The organism is Paraburkholderia podalyriae, from assembly GCF_014397785.1.
Classification (GTDB): Bacteria; Pseudomonadota; Gammaproteobacteria; order Burkholderiales; family Burkholderiaceae; genus Paraburkholderia; species Paraburkholderia podalyriae.
Map to the genome: position 1 here is coordinate 60,672 of NZ_VZQQ01000030.1, position 17,914 is coordinate 78,585.

At 57.5% G+C, this 17,914-nt stretch carries 12 protein-coding genes and 2 pseudogenes; 7 read left to right on the forward strand and 7 right to left on the reverse strand.

Features of this window, described 5'->3' with window-relative positions:
• The first annotated feature begins 14 nt into the window (after nt 1–14).
• The 3 genes and pseudogenes from F6X42_RS45985 to F6X42_RS44260 all read left to right on the forward strand — a co-directional run bounded on the left by F6X42_RS45985 (nt 15) and on the right by F6X42_RS44260 (nt 4,189).
• Entirely contained in the window at nt 15–2,129 is a 2,115-nt protein-coding gene (locus F6X42_RS45985; protein WP_376776439.1) for a TniQ family protein, read from the forward strand.
• Between the two features lie 38 nt (nt 2,130–2,167).
• A pseudogene (locus tag F6X42_RS45990) lies at nt 2,168–2,644 on the forward strand (TniQ family protein); the annotation flags it as partial.
• 1,188 nt (nt 2,645–3,832) lie between these two features.
• Nucleotides 3,833–4,189 (forward strand): hypothetical protein, encoded by a 357-nt coding sequence (locus F6X42_RS44260; protein WP_246530240.1) that lies wholly within the window; start codon nt 3,833–3,835, stop codon nt 4,187–4,189.
• Nucleotides 4,190–4,925: 736 nt separating this feature from the next.
• Here F6X42_RS44260 and F6X42_RS27705 read toward each other — a convergent pair.
• Together F6X42_RS27705 and pdxR are read right to left on the reverse strand one after the other, a co-directional pair.
• Complete coding sequence (locus tag F6X42_RS27705) at nt 4,926–5,945, reverse strand: IS110 family RNA-guided transposase (RefSeq protein WP_187637243.1); 1,020 nt, start codon at nt 5,943–5,945, stop codon at nt 4,926–4,928.
• 229 nt (nt 5,946–6,174) lie between these two features.
• Nucleotides 6,175–7,680 carry a MocR-like pyridoxine biosynthesis transcription factor PdxR gene (pdxR, locus tag F6X42_RS27710; RefSeq protein ID WP_187637244.1) on the reverse strand — a complete coding sequence of 502 codons (1,506 nt, stop codon included), beginning with the start codon at nt 7,678–7,680 and terminating at the stop codon, nt 6,175–6,177.
• Nucleotides 7,681–7,803: 123 nt separating this feature from the next.
• Between pdxR and F6X42_RS27715 the strand changes: the two genes are divergently transcribed.
• The gene (locus tag F6X42_RS27715; protein WP_187637245.1) at nt 7,804–9,087 is read left to right on the forward strand and encodes a 4-aminobutyrate--2-oxoglutarate transaminase; all 1,284 of its coding nucleotides are present in this window, start codon (nt 7,804–7,806) and stop codon (nt 9,085–9,087) included.
• A 10-nt stretch (nt 9,088–9,097) separates the two neighbouring features.
• Nucleotides 9,098–10,558, forward strand: a complete 1,461-nt coding sequence (locus F6X42_RS27720) for an NAD-dependent succinate-semialdehyde dehydrogenase (protein WP_187637246.1) — start codon at nt 9,098–9,100, stop codon at nt 10,556–10,558.
• A gap of 99 nt (nt 10,559–10,657) precedes the next feature.
• Here the strand turns inward: F6X42_RS27720 and F6X42_RS27725 are convergent, their stop codons facing one another.
• Nucleotides 10,658–10,846 (reverse strand): hypothetical protein, encoded by a 189-nt coding sequence (locus tag F6X42_RS27725; RefSeq protein WP_246530241.1) that lies wholly within the window; start codon nt 10,844–10,846, stop codon nt 10,658–10,660.
• A gap of 939 nt (nt 10,847–11,785) precedes the next feature.
• On the opposite strand from F6X42_RS27725, the pseudogene F6X42_RS46440 reads away from it, so the two are divergent.
• Nucleotides 11,786–12,420 (forward strand): annotated as a pseudogene (locus F6X42_RS46440) (ATP-binding cassette domain-containing protein); the annotation flags it as partial.
• A gap of 65 nt (nt 12,421–12,485) precedes the next feature.
• Here the strand turns inward: F6X42_RS46440 and F6X42_RS27735 are convergent.
• Complete coding sequence (locus F6X42_RS27735) at nt 12,486–13,643, reverse strand: porin (protein ID WP_187637247.1); 1,158 nt, start codon at nt 13,641–13,643, stop codon at nt 12,486–12,488.
• An 85-nt stretch (nt 13,644–13,728) separates the two neighbouring features.
• Nucleotides 13,729–14,556, reverse strand: a complete 828-nt coding sequence (locus F6X42_RS27740) for a substrate-binding periplasmic protein (protein ID WP_187637248.1) — start codon at nt 14,554–14,556, stop codon at nt 13,729–13,731.
• A 252-nt stretch (nt 14,557–14,808) separates the two neighbouring features.
• On the opposite strand from F6X42_RS27740, the gene F6X42_RS27745 reads away from it, so the two are divergent.
• Nucleotides 14,809–16,035 (forward strand): ISL3 family transposase, encoded by a 1,227-nt coding sequence (locus F6X42_RS27745; protein ID WP_187637249.1) that lies wholly within the window; start codon nt 14,809–14,811, stop codon nt 16,033–16,035.
• A gap of 234 nt (nt 16,036–16,269) precedes the next feature.
• On the opposite strand, the gene F6X42_RS27750 is transcribed toward F6X42_RS27745, so the two are convergent.
• Complete coding sequence (locus tag F6X42_RS27750; RefSeq protein ID WP_187637250.1) at nt 16,270–16,923, reverse strand: alpha/beta fold hydrolase; 654 nt, start codon at nt 16,921–16,923, stop codon at nt 16,270–16,272.
• A gap of 644 nt (nt 16,924–17,567) precedes the next feature.
• Nucleotides 17,568–17,914 (reverse strand): transposase domain-containing protein (locus tag F6X42_RS27755; RefSeq protein WP_187637251.1); only part of this gene is annotated, 347 nt, incomplete at its 5' end.

Here is a 17,914-nt window from a genome sequence, read left to right on the forward strand (position 1 = left end):
GCATTGACTTCGCCATGTTCGGTCTCCCGTTCCGTCCGCCGCCCTTGCCCGACCAAATTCTCGGCTCATGGCTGGAGCGCCTCGCTCTTCTGAATGGAGACTGGGCTTGGCAGAGCCTGCGGAAATCTGCAGGATACACCTCCGCGCACAGCGGATATTTCGCGGATATCCCCGATTACTCACCAGAACTCGATGCCCTACTGACCGCGCTGGGGACGACCTTCGAAGAGTCCCTGCGACGTCTCACAACATTGCCATACTGGCTCTCGTTTGATGGCTCTTCACCCGCCGACGGCATTCTGCCCGGCACGACAGCGCTTCCCTTGATTTGTGGCAGCTACGGAAAGCCCGTACGGGCGCTGCGGCGACTCCTAGGACAGAGTAATAGGGTCGTCAATGCCCTCAGGTACTGTCCAGCGTGTCTCTCCGCAGACCTTTCTTCTTTCGGCGAAGCCTACTGGCATCGTTTCCACCAGTTGCCCCTGGTGAGCTACTGTCCAGAGCACCTTATCGCACTACGTTCGACGTGCCCCCGGTGTGGACGTGCTTTTTTTCGGGATGAGCACGGTCGTCTTCCTGCACTGCGCCTGGGCTGCCCCTGCAAGTTCACGCTGTCAGAGGACCGTACGCCATTTGCGCCAACTCCGCTACAAGTGCGGGTAACGGCGGTCAGCCTCGACGCGCTTGGCAATCAGTACACAACCTGGGACCGGCATCAGATGCGTGCCTTCCTTCAATCCGCGCTGGCGGGAAAGAACCCAACGAGGTGCCTCATTGACGCATCGGACGACGGAGCGCAAGTCGACTCGAATACATTGATTAAAGACGCACTACGGTTCATGCCGAGGAATGCATCAGTCGACGGAATGCGCGCACCTGCATGCTGCGCGTTGCTCGCAGCGTTAGGAATCGAATTCAAGGCAGCTGCCCGAGCCGCAACCGGTAACGCGCCGGAAGCTGCAACAGCGCTCTCACGGCTAAAGGTGGCCACAAGCGTCCAGCGGGCGCGCGAAACGCTGTCTGAACTGATGAGTCGTTCACCGGAACGCGATCCGTCGAAGTTCGGCATTCATTACTGGACGGTGCGAGTCTGGGACGCCCGGTGGTTGGAGCAGCATTTTCCGCGGCGCAGGCGTCGACGTCTTCCATCCGTAACCGATGACCGCACCGCGATCCGGCACTATCTTGCCCGACTCTCGGCAACAACACCTCTCAACTATGCCTTGATGCTGGTACGACACTCGAGCGCCGGCCTTCGGGCGCGGGTCCGGGATCTCGCGTGGCTTGAACGGCTGAGCGACGATACGCGACGCGGCATATCGGTCGACAAAAACAAGCATCGCACCGACCGGTTGAATCCTCCGGGATCAACTGACGTTGCGGATGACGAACATTTGGACTGGGCGCGTGTGCCCAGCCTCGCCCAAGCGAAAGCGACGCTTTTGGTCCGGAAATTTGAGGTGCCAGCGAGGGCGCCGTCCATTGGCTCGGGAATATCATACTGGGTAGTGAGGCTGAAGGACCCAGACTGGCTCAAAAGGCACTTTGGTCAGGACCGGTCCCTGGCCGCCCCGTCATTGCGGGACGATCGAGTACAGATCAGACTACGGCTGTCTGGCGATTCCGGCACCAGAAGGACTCACGCTCCCTGGGTTCTGGCATGGCAGTGCAGCGCAGGGCAGCGTGCGCGTATTCGCGACCACGAATGGCTCTGGAAGCATTGGTCGTGCCACGTTCAGTGTCACGGAAAGAACCAGCCCCAAATGCGGGGGCCTAAAAAGCGGGAGCCAATACGGGATCCGACCGGGTTTTCTGAAAGGGAACGGATAGGCCGTGCAACGCGGACGTCGCGGCTGAGCGCCCTCGAAGCAGCCATCGACCACCATGATACTGGTTCTCGATGCACAATCAGCGGGCTCGCCGGGCGTGCCGGTCTGTCTTACTGGTCGACACGCTATCTCCTTAGAACAGAGCCAGCTCTCCGTGAGAAGGTGGATCTATTGTCCGTCAAATTCCGACGATCAGCTTTTCGCAAGGCAAAAGCGGACTTCGGAGCATATGAGCTTCCGACTGAAAATCCACCCACTAGCACGGGGACGGTTACCGCGACGCCGAGCAGCCGACAATAGCGTCCACACATCGGTCTCGACTCCAGACACATACGCGTATGATTCGCCTCCCTTTCATTCCGCCGCGGCTACCAGACGAGCTTTTCGGTTCGTGGCAGGCACGGATCCGTTTGCATAATGGAGACCGCGCGTGGAAGGAGCTCCTATCTGCCGTCCGCTACAGATCAACGCCGTCAGACGACATTGACATGTTCGACTATTCGCCTGAACTCGAGGCGAGATTGAACGTCTTGGGTTGCACATTCGAAAGGACATTGCTCGAATTGACGACCTTACCGTACTGGCTGGCGTTCGACGCGGCGCCCCGATCAGCCGGCTACATTTCCGGTAGCACCACCATCCCCCAGCTCTGCATTGAAAGTAACAGATACATACGCAACCTCAAGCGCTTAGGAGAAGCACATAACTCCCGTCGGGGGTCGTTGTGGTATTGCCCCGACTGCCTCACGCTCGATCTCCATACATTCGGCGAACCATACTGGCACCGGTTGCATCAACTTCCGACGATCTATTACTGTCCGGATCACCTTAAAGCTTTACGCGACCGCTGCCCGCATTGCGGCGCGGCATTTACACGCGATCGACGCTCCCTCTTGCCTCTCCCCCGTATCGTTTGCGAGTGCGGCGCTCATCTCAGTGGCGACGCACGGTTGGTTGCGCCTTCAACGTTCCTGAAACGTATCGCTTCAGTCAGCGGTGACGCCCTGAATTCGGAATGTCCGGACTGGGACCGAAATCAAATGCATGCTTTCCTGCGATTCCGGCTAGATGGAAAATCCCCACTGGCTCTGATTGTTGAGGCCATTGAGCACGATCTTGGGATTGACGACTACCATGAGTCGCTTGAACGCGTCTTCCACCTACCGCCCAAGATTACTTCTCTGGAACGACTGAGAACCCCGACATGTTGCTTGCTCCTCGCTGCACTCGATATCGACTTCCGCGCTGCGGCACACGGTGCTCGGAAGCAACGACCCTGCGAATGCTACGGGCCAACGTACCATCGGGGGGCGACGGAGAGCGAGGAGGCGTGCCAACTGCTCGAAAAGCTCGCAAAGGATGCCCCAAGAAAGAATCTGGCGGCGGACTTCGGCATTCACTACTGGCGTGTTCGCATCTGGGCGCCAGAGTGGTTCAGCCAGCACTTTCCGGGAACACAAGCGCACCCGCTCCCGTCTATCCAGGCTGATCGGGGCTCAATACGTGGTCGAATTCAAAGCCTATCAGACGCACGGTCTATCCCACATACGGTCAGACTGATACGGCACTCGTCGGCTGGGCTTCGCGCGAGAGTCCGTGATACTGCGTGGCTAAAGGAAATCATACGAGATTTTCGCCAGACTGCGAACTCCCGAGATATAGAACGGCCTCCGCACACGTCGCGGCCCTCCTTCGGAGACCCTGACAATCTCTTTCCGCACCATCCACGTAGTCTCAGTCAAAATCGCGCAAAGGCGATGCTCCGGCAACAGAAATCAAAAATGCCTTCGAGCGGCCCATCGTTCAGTGAACGTCGCGCTTACTGGACTGTTCGTCTGCTCGCCCCGGATTGGCTCAAGCGGCAGTTTCCCACTATCAGGGAGACCCTCATACCTACCCTCGAGCAGGATCGCTCGATGCTCTGGACCCGTGTTCTTGGAGCGAAGAAAACCCTACCACCAAATCGCAGAGCAGTCCGCGCAGTGCGGAGATGGAGTTCGTTCTTGCGTGCCAGCATCCGTGACCAGGAGTGGCTGCGCAGTCTGTTGCGGGAATATGAGATACGGTTTGCGTCACTGGTACAACAACGCTCAACAATCGACCGTCTCGAGACTTTGGCGGCGAGCCAGAGCAAGAAGCGTGGTGATCCTGCAACCGCCATGATTATGGCACTTCGTACTCACGGCAGAGGGAAGAAGCCGACGATTGATCAGATCGCCCGTGGGGCCGGAATATCGTACTGGTCCGCGCGCTATCTCATCAAGAAAAATGGGGCAGTCGCAACAGTGGCAACACAACTCCGTCACAAATCGACAGGGATGGCACGAACCGCCCGCATCAAGCGGTGTCCGGGCCTATAGGCACTAGCTAGGTATCGTCAAGAGTTCTACCACGCATGCAAGGCTGCGGCGAACCCGCTAAGGGGATGGCGATGCAAAGGAAAGCCAGCTTTTACGCAATGCAGACGGGCGGGAATTCAGCGAATGAGACGTCACGCATTTCGCCGACAGTCGATGCGGCTTGCCTGTGCAACGTCTATCCGCTCCTTGAGCCGGTGGACGGGAGCTGGTTCCTGATGCGGAGATCAGCAGGTACTGATTGGTTTCTAGCACGTTCAATATTCACTCGATTGTCCAAAGAAGCCGCGCATTTTTCCCCGGCGTGATAACGCGGGTTATCACCGCTACCCCCGGGCAACTCCGGCGAAGTCTCCCTACGTGCTGACTCGTAGGGTTCGGAGGGGACCCCGGTTTAGAAAACATCCGCACCTATGCTAGGCACTCCTACAGAAAAACCGATGGCAATTTCTTTTATGTCTACATGAACGCCCCCGTTTGCGCCAGATGTTCGAGGTCTTGACGAATAGGATGGGCTGCAGCTCTACATCCGGCCTCTTTGCAGCTTCCGCTTCGCTGCCGGCCCCTATGAAATCCGCTGACTCACGCCTCATTCAAATCGCAAGCTTGTGAAGCTCAGACATAAAAGCAGGTTTGGTGAATCCCGGGTCCCGCCCGATTTGTCATTACACTCGAATGCCGCCGCAACTTTTGACGTTCCATCCCTTGAAACAAGAAACCTTCCAGCAGACCGGTGAGATCAGGCTGGCCTCGTACTGACGTAATCCTTCCGATAGGGCTGTTGATGCGCCAGCACCGCCCAGATTATTCGCGCAAGCTTGTTGGCCATTGCGACGATGACGACATTCAACGGGCGCCGCTGTTTCATCTGTTCGACCCAGAGACCTGGCTCTTTCGCGCGATAGATGATGCTCCGCGCGCCGTGAACCAGTAGAGTTCTGAGATACGTGTCACCTCGCTTGCTGATTCCCTGTAGCTTGATCGTGCCGCCCGATCCGGTCTGTCCCGGCACAAGTCCGAGCCAGGCCGCAAACTCGCGGCCAGATTTGAAGGCTTTGGCATGCCCCATCGTTGCCACGGCAGCTGTTGCGGTAAGCAGCCCCACGCCTGGGATTGCTGCGATTGCCTTGACCGCCTGATCACCTTTCATCCACTCCCGCATCCGGCGCTCGATCTGGCCGATCTGACGGTCCACGTCATCCAGACCTTTCCATTGCTCTCGCAGCGTATCGATCAGTATCGCAGGCAAGCGTCCTGACAATCTTTCCAGAACTCCCACCATTGCCTTGTCCAACGCCGCCCTCCCTACTCCCATCACCTCGCCGTACTCGCTGATCAATCCGCGAAGACTATTGGTTTGCATCGTGCGAAACTTCACCAGTTGTTGACGCATACGATGCAGTGCAAGGATGGCCTGCTGCGCTTCGCTTTTTACGGCAACTTCCCTGCAATCCATCTGGGTGGCCATCCAGATTGCCCGCGCGTCGGCCGCATCGTTCTTGTTGCGGATGTTGAACGCCTTGACGAACTTCGCCGGCATCAGCTTTACCCGATGCCCCATTTCGATCAACCGTCGGGCCCAATGCTGTGATCCGCTGCACGACTCCATGCCGACAAGGCACGGTTTGCGATTGGCAAAGTATTCGAGAAACGCCGCTCGCTTGATGGACCGGTTCACGATTTCGCCGCTTTCGGGATCCACCCAGTGAACCTGCATTACATTCTTTGCGATGTCCACACCCACGATCATATGTGCCATGACAGATCCCCTCTGTTCGGTTGAGCAGATGAGTATGATCAACCACTTCTCAATTCGGTAGAAATTCCGCATAGCGGTGGATCGCTCACACGGACCGACTGGGTGGGGGCGTTCATATCATTCAAATCGGATCGCTGCTCGGGTGCTGGGCAGATGCGGGCCCACCAGGCCGCACGCTAATCGTTCGCAATCACTGCCTCTCATTGAGCTTAACGGTAAGATGAGGTGCCTACAAATCACGCGCCTCGCAAATAGTCCCGTCAATCGCATCGGCCAGGGTATTGAAAGCGGGTGCGATCTCCTCATCCGGCACGCACGCGTAACCGATCAGCAAACCCGATGGCGCCTGCGACGGTTGCGCGTAATACCCCGACAACGGCCGCACGACAATATTGCGCTCCAGCGCCGCAGCCGCCACCAGCCGGTCATCGCTGCCGTCGGGCAACTGCATGACGAGATGCAGCCCCGCGTCGCCGCCCACTGCCGGTAACGCATCGCCATAACGCTGCGCCGCGGCATCGAGCAGCGTCTGACGGCGCTGTCCGTAAAGCGTGCGCATCTTGCGGATATGCGAGGTGAAATGACCTTCGGCGATGAACTCCGCGAGCATCGCCTGCTGCAGCAACTGTCCCTCGCGATACAGTTCGGCGCTCGCAGTCGCGAAGCTCTCCGTCAGCGCCTCCGGCACCACGAGGTAGCCGATGCGCAAACCCGGAAACAGCGTCTTGCCAAAGCTGCCCACGTAAATTACCTGCCCGGACGTATCCAGACCTTGCAGCGATGCGAGCGGCCGGCTGCCGTAGCGGTATTCGCTGTCATAGTCGTCCTCGATGATCCAGCACTGGTTCTGCCGAGCATATTCGAGCAACATGCGCCGCCGCGCCAGGCTCATTACCATGCCGAGCGGGTATTGATGCGAAGGCGTGACGAGCATTAGCTTCGGCGGCTGCGCGAGATCGTCGGCGCAAGGATTGATGCCTTCTTCGTCGACGGCGATCGGCCGCGATTCCAGCCCGGACACCTGTAGCACGCTGCGCACGCCCCAATAACACGGGTCTTCGGTCCAGATCACGTCGCCGGGATCGGACAGCAGGCGCACTGCAAGGTCGACCGACTGGTGAATCCCGGTCGTGATGATGATCTGCTCCGGCGTGCAACGCACCGAGCGCGAGGTGCGCAAATAGTCAGCGAGCGCGTGCCGCAGCGAGGCCAGGCCGCCGCCCGGCGCATACGTCAGCAAATCGGGGCGCAGCCGCCGCCAATACTTATTGTGCAGACGGCTCCAGACACGCGCCGGAAATTTCGTGACGTCGGGCACGCCAGGCATGAACGCGCCCCACTGCCGCTTGGAGACGCCCGCGCCGGCGATCAGGCGCGCGCCGCGCGTCGAAAGTGCGCGCGCCGCCCGCAACGGCTCGGGACACGCGTCGGGTGTCTCGGCGACGGGCACGCCGACAATCTCCTCCGGCGCGCTGTCGGCCACGAACGTGCCGCGCCCGGTCGCCGCACTCACATAGCCTTCGAGCACGAGTTGCTCGTACACCTGCGTGACGGTATTGCGCCCGATGCCCAGCTCCTGCGCCAGCAAACGCGACGACGGCACCTTGCTGCCCGGCGGCAATTCACGCGACAAGATCGCCTGCTGCAACAGCCGATGGAGCTGGCGATAGATCGGCTGCCCATTACCGCGGTCGAGGCGCTGCGCCAGCCAGTCGGACAAAACGCTCGCGCGCATGATTGGCTCCTACATTTTCATCGAAATGGCTCTGAATTTAAGAGCCAAATCTCATTATAGTTGCTGCATGGGCTGTGCTGAGCGCGCGGCGTCCGCAAAAACCGAGGAGCGAAGGAGATGACCATGAACAATGCCGAACTGAACAGCCGCAAAGACGCCGCCACGCCGCGCGGCGTCGGAGTGATGTGCGATTTCTACGCCGAGCGCGCTGAAAACGCGGAACTGTGGGATGTGGAAGGCCGCCGCTTTATCGACTTTGCCGCTGGCATCGCCGTGTGCAATACGGGCCATCGCCATCCGAAGATCGTCGCCGCGATCCGCGATCAGCTCGACCATTTCACCCACACGGCGTATCAGATCGTGCCGTATGCGTCGTATGTGGAACTGGCCGAGAAGCTCAACGAACGCGCGCCCGGCGACCATCCGAAGAAAACCGCATTCTTCACGACCGGCGCGGAAGCCGTGGAAAACGCAATCAAGATCGCCCGCGCCGCGACCGGCCGTCCGGGCGTGATCGCCTTTACCGGCGGCTTCCACGGTCGCACGCTGATGGGCATGGCGCTGACCGGCAAGGTTGCGCCGTACAAGATCGGCTTCGGCCCGTTCCCGTCGGACGTGTTTCATGCGCCGTTCCCGAATCCGCTGCACGGCGTGACCACCGCCGACTCGCTGAAAGCCATCGAATTCCTGTTCAAGGCCGACATCGACCCGAAGCGCGTGGCCGCGATCATTTTCGAGCCGGTTCAGGGCGAAGGTGGCTTCTATCCGGCGCCGGCCGAATTCGTGCGCGCGCTGCGCAAGCTGTGCAATGAGCACGGCATTCTGCTGATCGCCGACGAAGTACAAACGGGTTTTGCGCGCACTGGCAAGCTGTTCGCCATGCATCACTACGATGTCGTGCCCGATCTGATGACGGTCGCCAAGAGTCTCGCCGGCGGCATGCCGCTGTCGGGCGTGATCGGCCGTGCCGATGTGATGGACGCCGCGGCGCCTGGCGGCCTGGGCGGCACGTATGCGGGCAATCCTCTGGCGGTGGCCGCCGCGCATGCGGTGCTCGATATCATCGACGAAGAAAAGCTCTGCGAGCGCGCCACGGTGTTGGGTGACCGCGTCAAGGCCAGGCTGATCGCGCTGCAAAGCGACGTGCCGCAAATCGCCGATGTGCGCGGCCCGGGCGGCATGGTGGCCGTCGAGTTCTGCAAGGCAGGCAGCACGGAACCGGACGCGGAGTTCACCCGGCGCGTGCAGACGCGCGCGCTCGAACGCGGCTTGCTGCTGCTGGTCTGCGGCGTTTATTCGAACGTGGTGCGCTTCCTGTTCCCGCTCACGATTCAGGACGCCGTCTTCGACGAAGCCATGGCGATTCTCGAAGACGTAATCAAGGACTGCGTGGCCGTTGCGGCCTAAGGAGAGTTGCATGACCACGTTGAGCTTGAAAGACCCGTCGCTGCTGAAGAACCAGGCCTGCATCGCGGGCGAGTGGCAAGGCGCCGACGACGGCGCGACGTTCGAAGTGAAGAACCCCGCCACGGGCGAAACGATCGCGACGGTGCCGCGCATGGGCACGGCGGAAACTCGTCGCGCCATCGACTCGGCGAGCGCCGCGTGGCCAGCATGGCGCGCCACGACCGCGAAGCAACGCGCCGTCATCCTGCGCAAATGGCACGATCTGATGATGGAGAACGCCGACGATCTGGCGAAAATCCTCACCACGGAACAGGGCAAGCCGCTTGCCGAAGCCAAGGGCGAGATCCAGTACGCCGCGTCGTTCCTCGAATGGTTCGCGGAAGAAGGTAAGCGCGTGAACGGCGACACCATCCCGACGCCGGCCAACGACAGGCGCATTGTCGTGACGAAAGAGCCGATCGGCGTCTGCGCAGCTATCACGCCGTGGAATTTCCCGGCCGCAATGATCACGCGCAAGGTCGGTCCGGCGCTCGCGGCAGGCTGCCCGATCATCGTCAAACCGGCTGAAGCCACGCCGCTCTCGGCGCTCGCGCTCGCTGTGCTGGCCGAACGCGCCGGCGTGCCGCGCGGCGTATTCAACGTCGTGACCGGCGAGCCGAAAGCGATCGGCGCGGAAATGACGGGCAATCCGGTCGTGCGCAAGCTGTCGTTCACCGGCTCGACGCCGGTCGGCCGTTTGCTCATGGCGCAGTGCGCGCCGACGGTCAAGAAAGTGTCGCTGGAACTCGGCGGCAATGCACCGTTCATCGTCTTCGACGACGCCGACCTGGACGCGGCGGTAGCGGGCGCGATCGCGTCGAAGTACCGCAACAGCGGCCAAACCTGCGTATGCACGAACCGTTTCTATGTGCACGGCAAGGTCTACGACGCGTTCGCCGAGAAACTGCGAGTCGCCGTCGAACAACTCAAGGTTGGCCGCGGCACCGACGACGGTGTCAGCCAAGGACCGCTAATCAACGAAGCGGCCGTGCTCAAGGTCGAGTCGCATATCGAAGACGCGCTCGCCAAGGGCGCACGCATCGTCACCGGCGGCAAGCGCCACGCGCTCGGTCATGGCTTCTTCGAGCCAACGGTTCTCGTCAATGTAACGCCAGCCATGAAAGTCGCGCGCGACGAGACCTTCGGCCCGCTCGCGCCGCTGTTCCGCTTCTCGTCGGACGAGGAGGTGATCGGCATGGCAAACGACACTGAATTCGGCCTCGCGTCGTACTTTTATAGTCGGGATATCGGCCGCGTCTGGCGTGTCGCGGAAGCGCTCGAATACGGCATGGTCGGCATCAACACGGGCCTCATCTCGAACGAAGTCGCACCGTTCGGCGGCGTCAAGCAATCGGGTCTTGGCCGCGAGGGGTCGCACTATGGGATCGATGATTACTTGGTGATCAAGTACATCTGTATCGGCGGCATTTAGTTTTTCATAGCGGGCAACCAAAACTTGAGCGAACGAGCTGCGGACCGACCCTTGATCGTTCGTTCGCCGATCGTATAGATTGCTGTTCTTACTGAATTGCTATCGGCGGTAGATCGAAGCCACCAATTGATCCGCGAATGTCATTTGGGCTGGATTGCGGTCGTCCTCAAGCGCCGTGAGGGAACCAGGAAATACGAGATCAACACCATACGGCTTGCCCTCGACACGCTCGTCGATCCATTTCAGCGCTACTTCGAGTTCCTCCGGCGTCATCCATGCGGCGCCCAAGATTCCCATTCCACCCGCCCGGGAAGCCTCGACGACACATCGCGGCAATGAGAAAACGCAAAGATCGGCAGCTCAATGCCAAGCATTTCAGTCGCAGCATTTTGCATCTTCGTAGTTCCCTCCTTCACGGACCAACAATGAGAATTCAGCGCGGCGCTCGTAGATTCTCATGCGTATTCGTCGAGCCCTCGCCAAATCGAAAACCAATCCCAGGACAGCATTGCTCAGTTGATCGTTTTGGTCAGGTCCGTCTTAAAGGGTCCTAAAAGTCTCATCAAATGACTGAAACGGTAGGCCCTCGGTTGCCCGAGGGTTGGCGGAACAACAGTCGCAACCTTCTTCGCACGTACTGCGCCAAGGTCGCCGCCTAACGGAAAAATTGACGAACTGGCAATCAATGATGCGCCGGTGATCCAAGCAGCGTCCCAACAGCACCGCCTCGTCCCCAAACCAATGCGTCGACCGGACTTGATCGACAGTCCTGACCGAATGGATCGGTTAAATGTGCGATAAACGTTGCAAAGGGTATCCGTCAGTTTGGACTACAAGCACGGGAAAACACCGCGCCATTCAACCACGTCCTTGGCTGCCAGCCGCGTCGCGGCTTCTATACGGCGAAACATGAAAAGCATATGTCGACGAAGGTGCGAGGGACGGCTAGGATAGGCGTGTCACTATCAACTCCCCGCAGTTGCCCTACAACATTCAAGTCGCACCCAGTCATCGTTTAGCCGGAACTGAACGAACCCAACTGTTGCGCACGCACACGAGGCGGTCGGATCGCTTGGTCGTCGGCACAGATCGAAGCGTCAAAGAATTCCAATTTTGACCACCCAGTCTGGGACGTTACACTTATTGGTATGCATGCTAGGCCGTAGTTAAACACATCCATGGCATCGGTCGATCCAACTCTATCGCACGCTCTCAGTACGCCAGTCCGTGATTCGCTTCAGCTATTTCAGTTTAAGCCGTGGCGTCAAGCGTATCTTCGATTCGGCAGACTTTACGATCAGGCCAGCTCAAAAAGTCGGGGCTTGTTGGTTTGAACGGAAGCGGGAAATCAAAGCTCTTCTCCGTCATACGTGGAGAGTTGCAGGGTGAGGCCGGACTCTCGTCGATCCCAGCGAAATGGCGCATCTCGTCGGTTGACCAGGAAACTCCGTCAGGAACTCGTCCTGCGATAGATTACGTTCTCGACGGCCATGCAGAACTACGATCTACAGAAGCCGAGATGCACGCTGCAGAGGCGCGAAGCGCATGCCAAGCTTGCGGACATAGATGGCTATTCAGCGAAATCTCGAGCCGAGAAAATGATACCCGGACTCGGTTTCACGCCCGACCAGCTAAATGCACCGCTTTCCAGTTTCTCAGGTGGCTGGAGAATGCGGCTCAATCTGGTCCGGGCGCTGATGTCCCCATCAGACCTCCTCTTACTGGATGAGCCCACCAATCATCTCGACCTAGACGCGATTGTCTGGTTCGAGGAGTGGATCAGACAGTATCAAGGCACGTTGACAGTCATCGCAGACGATCGTGATTTCCTCGACGGCACATGCAACGTTATCCTCCACCTCACGGACTTCCGGTGCAAGCGTTATAACGGAAATTACGGTCCGCTCCCTATTTGCCCCTCTCAAACTCAGAAGCGGGTGATCATTGCAATTCGCGCTCCCACCTGTCGGTCAGTTGTGGACTGACTCGCGCCAGCGCCCTGATAAAGGGACGCCCCTTTGGCAACTCCTCCGGACTGCTGCCCGAAAATGCCTCCGTAAAACTCCGTGCGCTTTGATAGCGCATAGTTGGCACCCAGCGCAATCCGGTTATATCGTGCACTTTCACCGAGATAGCCAATTTGCCCATGGGTATACAAATACCCTGCGATGAGTTTGAGCGCTGAAGAGAGCATGTAACGGACAGATGCGTCATAGTCGTCGAATGTCACATTGTCTGTGGTTCCGTTAGCATGGGCGTATCGGGCCTTCGAATACGCGCCCGCGATCGTGACTGGCCCCCAGGTGTAAGTCGCGCCCAAACCGCCCATGTCTACATGGTCCGGATGTCCGATATAGCTCCATGGCCCCGCTGCGCCGATAGCTGCACCGACGGTGTTGGCCATATAGTGAGCGCCGTCGGAAAACATGTCTGCAGGGTGATCTGCATGAAAATAGGCAATGCCGAAACGCAACCCGTGTCCGCTGTAATCGCCGCCAAGGCTCCAGACAGGAACCTGACGGGGCCCTGCCGCAGTACCTGGGCCGGTCAGAGACATCAAGACGCTCCCCCGAAGCCCATAGACCGTTGGAGATGTGTACTTCAGTGCGTTGTCGATCCGGTACGAGTTACTTAGGTTGTCGATATCGGTTGCGTGCGATGCATAAGAGCCGAGTACCGAGCCCGTTGTCGAAAACTGCAGAAAGTCCACCATCGAGTCGTACTGACGACCTGCCAGAAGGGTACCGTATGTTCCAGATGTGACTCCAACGTATGCTTGCCGCCCAAACTCTCTGCCACCTTGTCCTAAAGTTCCGTTGTGTACATTGAAACCTCCTTCGAGCCGGAAGATGGCGGCGAGATCGCCACCAAGATCCTCCCTCCCAAGCAAACCCCACCTGCTGCCGTAAACTCCTGTGTATGTGCCATCCCTCATCGCATACACTTGTTTTCCGGCCGAGTTGTTCACGAAGTCGATTCCATCCTCGATCAGACCATACAGTGTCACCGAACTCTGAGCCATGACAACCTGTGATGTGCACCCCACTGCCAAGGCCGATGCAACCATCAGAAAGCAATTCTTCATTGTGAAGATCCCCAATCTAATAAAAAACATTTATATGTTGTACGAGCTTGTATATTTGCGAGATTTTACTTTTTCAATTGATTGACTAATGCAGGAGACGGGGCTCGCCAACCTCTGCGGCCGACGGATCGAGTCCATACGTCTTCAAAATTCCGCGAATCGTTCCGTTAGCGCGAAGCTCACGTAGATCGGAATTGATTGCTGATGCGAGATCTGTTGCGTCTTTTGACATCAGGAGTGTTGTCTGTGCCGGCTGTACCGATGCCTTCACTTCCACGTTCGGCTGGGCCACCTTGATAATCCAACCAGAGTATCCTCCGGAGTGCTTTTGGGCATAAATGCCTTTGGTATAGCTATCGATTGCCGCGTCGATGCGCCCAGCGCTTAAGTCTTGAGCGAGCGCCACCGGATTTGGATACAGCCTTAGAGAATCACCAAGAATCTTTTTGAGGTCTGGAACCCAGAGGTAACCTTGGATAGTCCCAGTCGTCCAACCGCGCAGCGAATCAATACTTGTCGCGCCATCCTTTGAATAGATTGCGAGACGCTCCACGAGCAGAGGATCACTGACGTTCAGTATTTTTGCTCTCGCTGCACTTCTATACCAGCCAAATGCCCCAATATCAGCTTTTCTGGAGAAAACGTACTGCACCTGACCTGCAGGATCGACCTGAGTGGCTGCTATTTTCAAACACTCTTTTTTGGCAATGATCTTCAGCAGATCAGCTTCAACGCCAGTGTAATTTCCGTCTTTATCCAACGTATCGAACGGCGGGAGCTCCCCCATAGCAATTGTGAGCGTTCCTGGCACGATTGTATTGAACTTGTGAGCGGGCACGCAGTTCTGTGCGATTGCCGGATAAGTCGATGCGCCCAGCAGCAACACCAACGCATAATGTCTACCTGAATTCACACAACCTCCGAAAACTCTCCGCACGGTGACAATCCTCATGTTGTTGAGCAAAACAATGAAAAATCAAAGACACACTTCCCATACCAATAAGATGTAAATTTGCCTCTTTTAAATTCTCAATGGGTGGTTTGGCGGGTCAAGGGCGGGCGTAAGCCCGGCGCAGCGAACCCTTGATGCGCACTGATTCGATAAGCTGAGTCATGGCTGGTTGCGGCAGAATGGTGCAACCAGCCATGCAAGACGAAACGAATAATGACGAACCAATTGTTTGAAGCCGCCTTGGGAATCAGGGCCCCGTGGTACGTACAAAGCGTCGACTTTGATACCGGCAAACGCCAGCTCACGATTGCCGTGGACTTCGTCGCGGGTAGCCGGTTTGCCTATGCTGACGTAGCCGGCGAGCACCCCGTGCACGACACGCAAATCAAGCGTCTGCGCCATTTGAATTTCTTTCAGCACGAGTGCTTTCTGGAAGTACGTGTGCCGCGTGTGCGCTTGCCGGACGGCTCGGTACGGTTGGTGGAACCTGATTGGGTCGGCCAACTCAGCGGCTTCACGTTGCTGTTCGAGGCGCTTGTGCTGATGCTCGCTCAGCAGATGCCGTTTGCTGCCGTGGCGCGCATCGTCAACCTGTCGTGGCACCGGGTGCATGCCATCTGCTCGCGCTATGTGGAACTGGCGCTCGCGTCGGCGGACCTGTCGGAGGTGACGATGGTGGCGATTGACGAAACCTCGTACCGGCGCGGTCATGAGTATCTGACACTGGTGGCCGACATGCAGGCGCGGCGCGTCGTGTTCGTGACGACCGGCAAGGATGCCGGCACAATTGAACGCTTCGCGGCTTATCTTGGCCAGCATGGTGGCAAGCCCGAGCAAGTCGATTCGGTCAGCATCGACATGTCGCCGGCTTTCATCAAGGGAGTCAACGAACATCTGCCCGATGCGCGGCTGACCTTCGACAAGTTTCACGTCGTCGCTCACGCGTCCAAGGCGCTCGATACCGTGCGTCGACAACAACAGAAAGTCGACCCGGAACTCAAAGGCATGCGCTGGACGCTGCTGAAAGACGCGAACAAACTCAACCTGGCGCAATTGACCGACCTCGAGGCGCTCGTCAGTCAGTACACCACGAAGCGCACCGCCCGCGCATGGCTATATCGCGAGCAACTGCGCGAGATTCTCGAGCGCAAGCAAATCAATGTCGTCTCCGACATGCTGCAGCAGTGGTGCACCAACGTTATGCGTTCGAAGGTCGAACCGATGAAGGATGTGGTGCGATTGATTCGCCGACACTTCGACGGAATCGTCGCCTGGACCCAGACCCGCCAGACCAACGGATTCAGCGAAGCCATCAATGGACTGTTTCAGGCCGCCAAGCGCAAGGCACGCGGATACGCTCGCTTCGAAACTATGCGAACGGTCCTGTTTCTCATCGCAGGCAAACTCGACTTCTCCAGCATCAACCCGCATGCCTCGTGAGCCGCATAACCCACTCCACTTTCAAAAGAGCCGTAAATTTTTACCAACCATTACGTAAATGCCAGATCAGGATGATTGAGCAGAAGATCAGTCAAAAACATTATCAACCCCTTAGTTCTTAAGCTGATTTGCCACTCGGACCCGAAGCTGTCATCCTTCTTAGAGTGTAGGAAAAACTGCCTGCTTCCCTGAACATTGAAACCAACAGGCTGGCACACCCCAATGCAAGTCCTTTTAGCGATCGAGGAATCCCAATAGTGCGTGAGAGAACTCTGCGGGGTCCTGCAGTATCGCGAAATGGCTAACTCTGGGAAGAATCATTTCTCGAGCATTTGGAATCAGACCGAACATGCGGTCGGTGTCGCTTCGGGCGACTACTTCCTCATGATCAGCGTCCACGATCCATGTTTTGACACGCACCGACTTAAGCTGCTCATCAGTAAAGTTAGGCTCTATTGTCCACATGCGATTGGCATTGGCGTAGATCGAGTCCCATTGATTTGGAAAAGGGTTAAGGCGGAGATACTCTTTGTGCACCCGATTTAGATATGCGTTAAACGTTACTGACTGACTTACATCGAGAAATCCACTCGTAGATGATGTTCCACCGAAGCTAAAAAATTTGTCGACCTCGATTGGATGATTCATAACGAAATCCATGCCAATTATGGCTCCATCGCTCCAGCCCAGTATCGTCGCTTTAGTTATATGAAGATGGGTGAGAACCGCTTGAACATCTTCTGCCATCAAATGATAGGTAAGTTGCCGACCGTCGTTAGTGCTTCTGCCTTGGCCACGACTATCAATCACGATCACTTTGCGCTTCGGGACAATCGCAGGGATGATATTTCCGAAATAATCGGAGTTACCAAGCCCTCCGTGAAGCATAACTATTGGCGCTCCCTCTCCAAAAGTCGCATACCAGATCTGTGCGCCTTGTGTAGTACACCGTACCGGAGGTATCCGGTTTAGGAAGCGATGGAGTCGGAGGAAGCGTTTGCCACAATTCGACAGCAAACGCAGGACCTGTCACGACAATCGAAACGCAGATCATCGCCAATCTCAACAAATTATGAGCGCACATCACTTGATTCTCCGTATATCAAAGAAACTAACTTCGTGGTTTTTCGGCTTGATTGCCCCGCGCAGAAGACAACCTGCGTAGCCTTCTAGCTGATGAGGTAGAGCCAGATCGAAAAATACTTGTTGGACACTTGTTTTGACTACCTGGTCAATATGCACGAACAAAATTTGGAACGTCAAATATCTCACCATGGTAGTTACACGGACAGCGACGACGCTTCCCCGTCGTATCCCGAGATACCATGCATGGGCCGCATTTCATGTGCTTAGGCGGATCCAAGGTAGATCTCTCAGCGACTGGCCGTGTAGGTAAAGCGTAAGCGGCTCGGCAGGGCCGGTCCCCGATTCGCGCGCGCGTGGGGCATGATGTGAGAGCGTGGGTAGGTCTGGCGTAGACCACGTGAAGATCGTTCCATGATCGTGGCCACGATCTATCTGGATCTACCCGGTCAAACGGTGGACGTGAGCGGAGCGGCCAGCTTCAGTTTGTCGGCCACGTTCCAGGGAAGCAGTTCGTCGATGCGGTTGACCTTGTGGTCCGCAATATGAGTGAGCACGTATTCGAGGTAGGCACGTGGGTTGACTTCGTTGAGTTTGCACGTACCGATGAGACTGTACATCGCCGCCGCGCGCTCACCGCCGCTGTCGGAGCCAACGAACAAATAGTTTTTCCTGCCCAACGCTACACAACGCAGGGCATTTTCTGCGAGTACATTGCTGATCTCGGCGCGTCCGTCCTCGCAATAGAACGTGAGCGCCGCCCAGTGGTTCAGCGAGTAGTTGATCGCGCCCGTGA

What these genes read in the sequence shown, in the direction of transcription:
- F6X42_RS27715 (WP_187637245.1), top strand. Translation starts at nt 7,804, where the DNA reads ATGAACAATGCCGAACTGAACAGCCGCAAAGACGCCGCCACGCCGCGC.
- pdxR (WP_187637244.1), bottom strand. Translation starts at nt 7,680, where the DNA reads ATGCGCGCGAGCGTTTTGTCCGACTGGCTGGCGCAGCGCCTCGACCGC.
- F6X42_RS27720 (WP_187637246.1), top strand. Translation starts at nt 9,098, where the DNA reads ATGACCACGTTGAGCTTGAAAGACCCGTCGCTGCTGAAGAACCAGGCC.
- F6X42_RS27705 (WP_187637243.1), bottom strand. Translation starts at nt 5,945, where the DNA reads ATGGCACATATGATCGTGGGTGTGGACATCGCAAAGAATGTAATGCAG.
- F6X42_RS27745 (WP_187637249.1), top strand. Translation starts at nt 14,809, where the DNA reads ATGACGAACCAATTGTTTGAAGCCGCCTTGGGAATCAGGGCCCCGTGG.
- F6X42_RS27735 (WP_187637247.1), bottom strand. Translation starts at nt 13,643, where the DNA reads ATGAAGAATTGCTTTCTGATGGTTGCATCGGCCTTGGCAGTGGGGTGC.
- F6X42_RS27750 (WP_187637250.1), bottom strand. Translation starts at nt 16,923, where the DNA reads ATGCTTCACGGAGGGCTTGGTAACTCCGATTATTTCGGAAATATCATC.
- F6X42_RS45985 (WP_376776439.1), top strand. Translation starts at nt 15, where the DNA reads ATGTTCGGTCTCCCGTTCCGTCCGCCGCCCTTGCCCGACCAAATTCTC.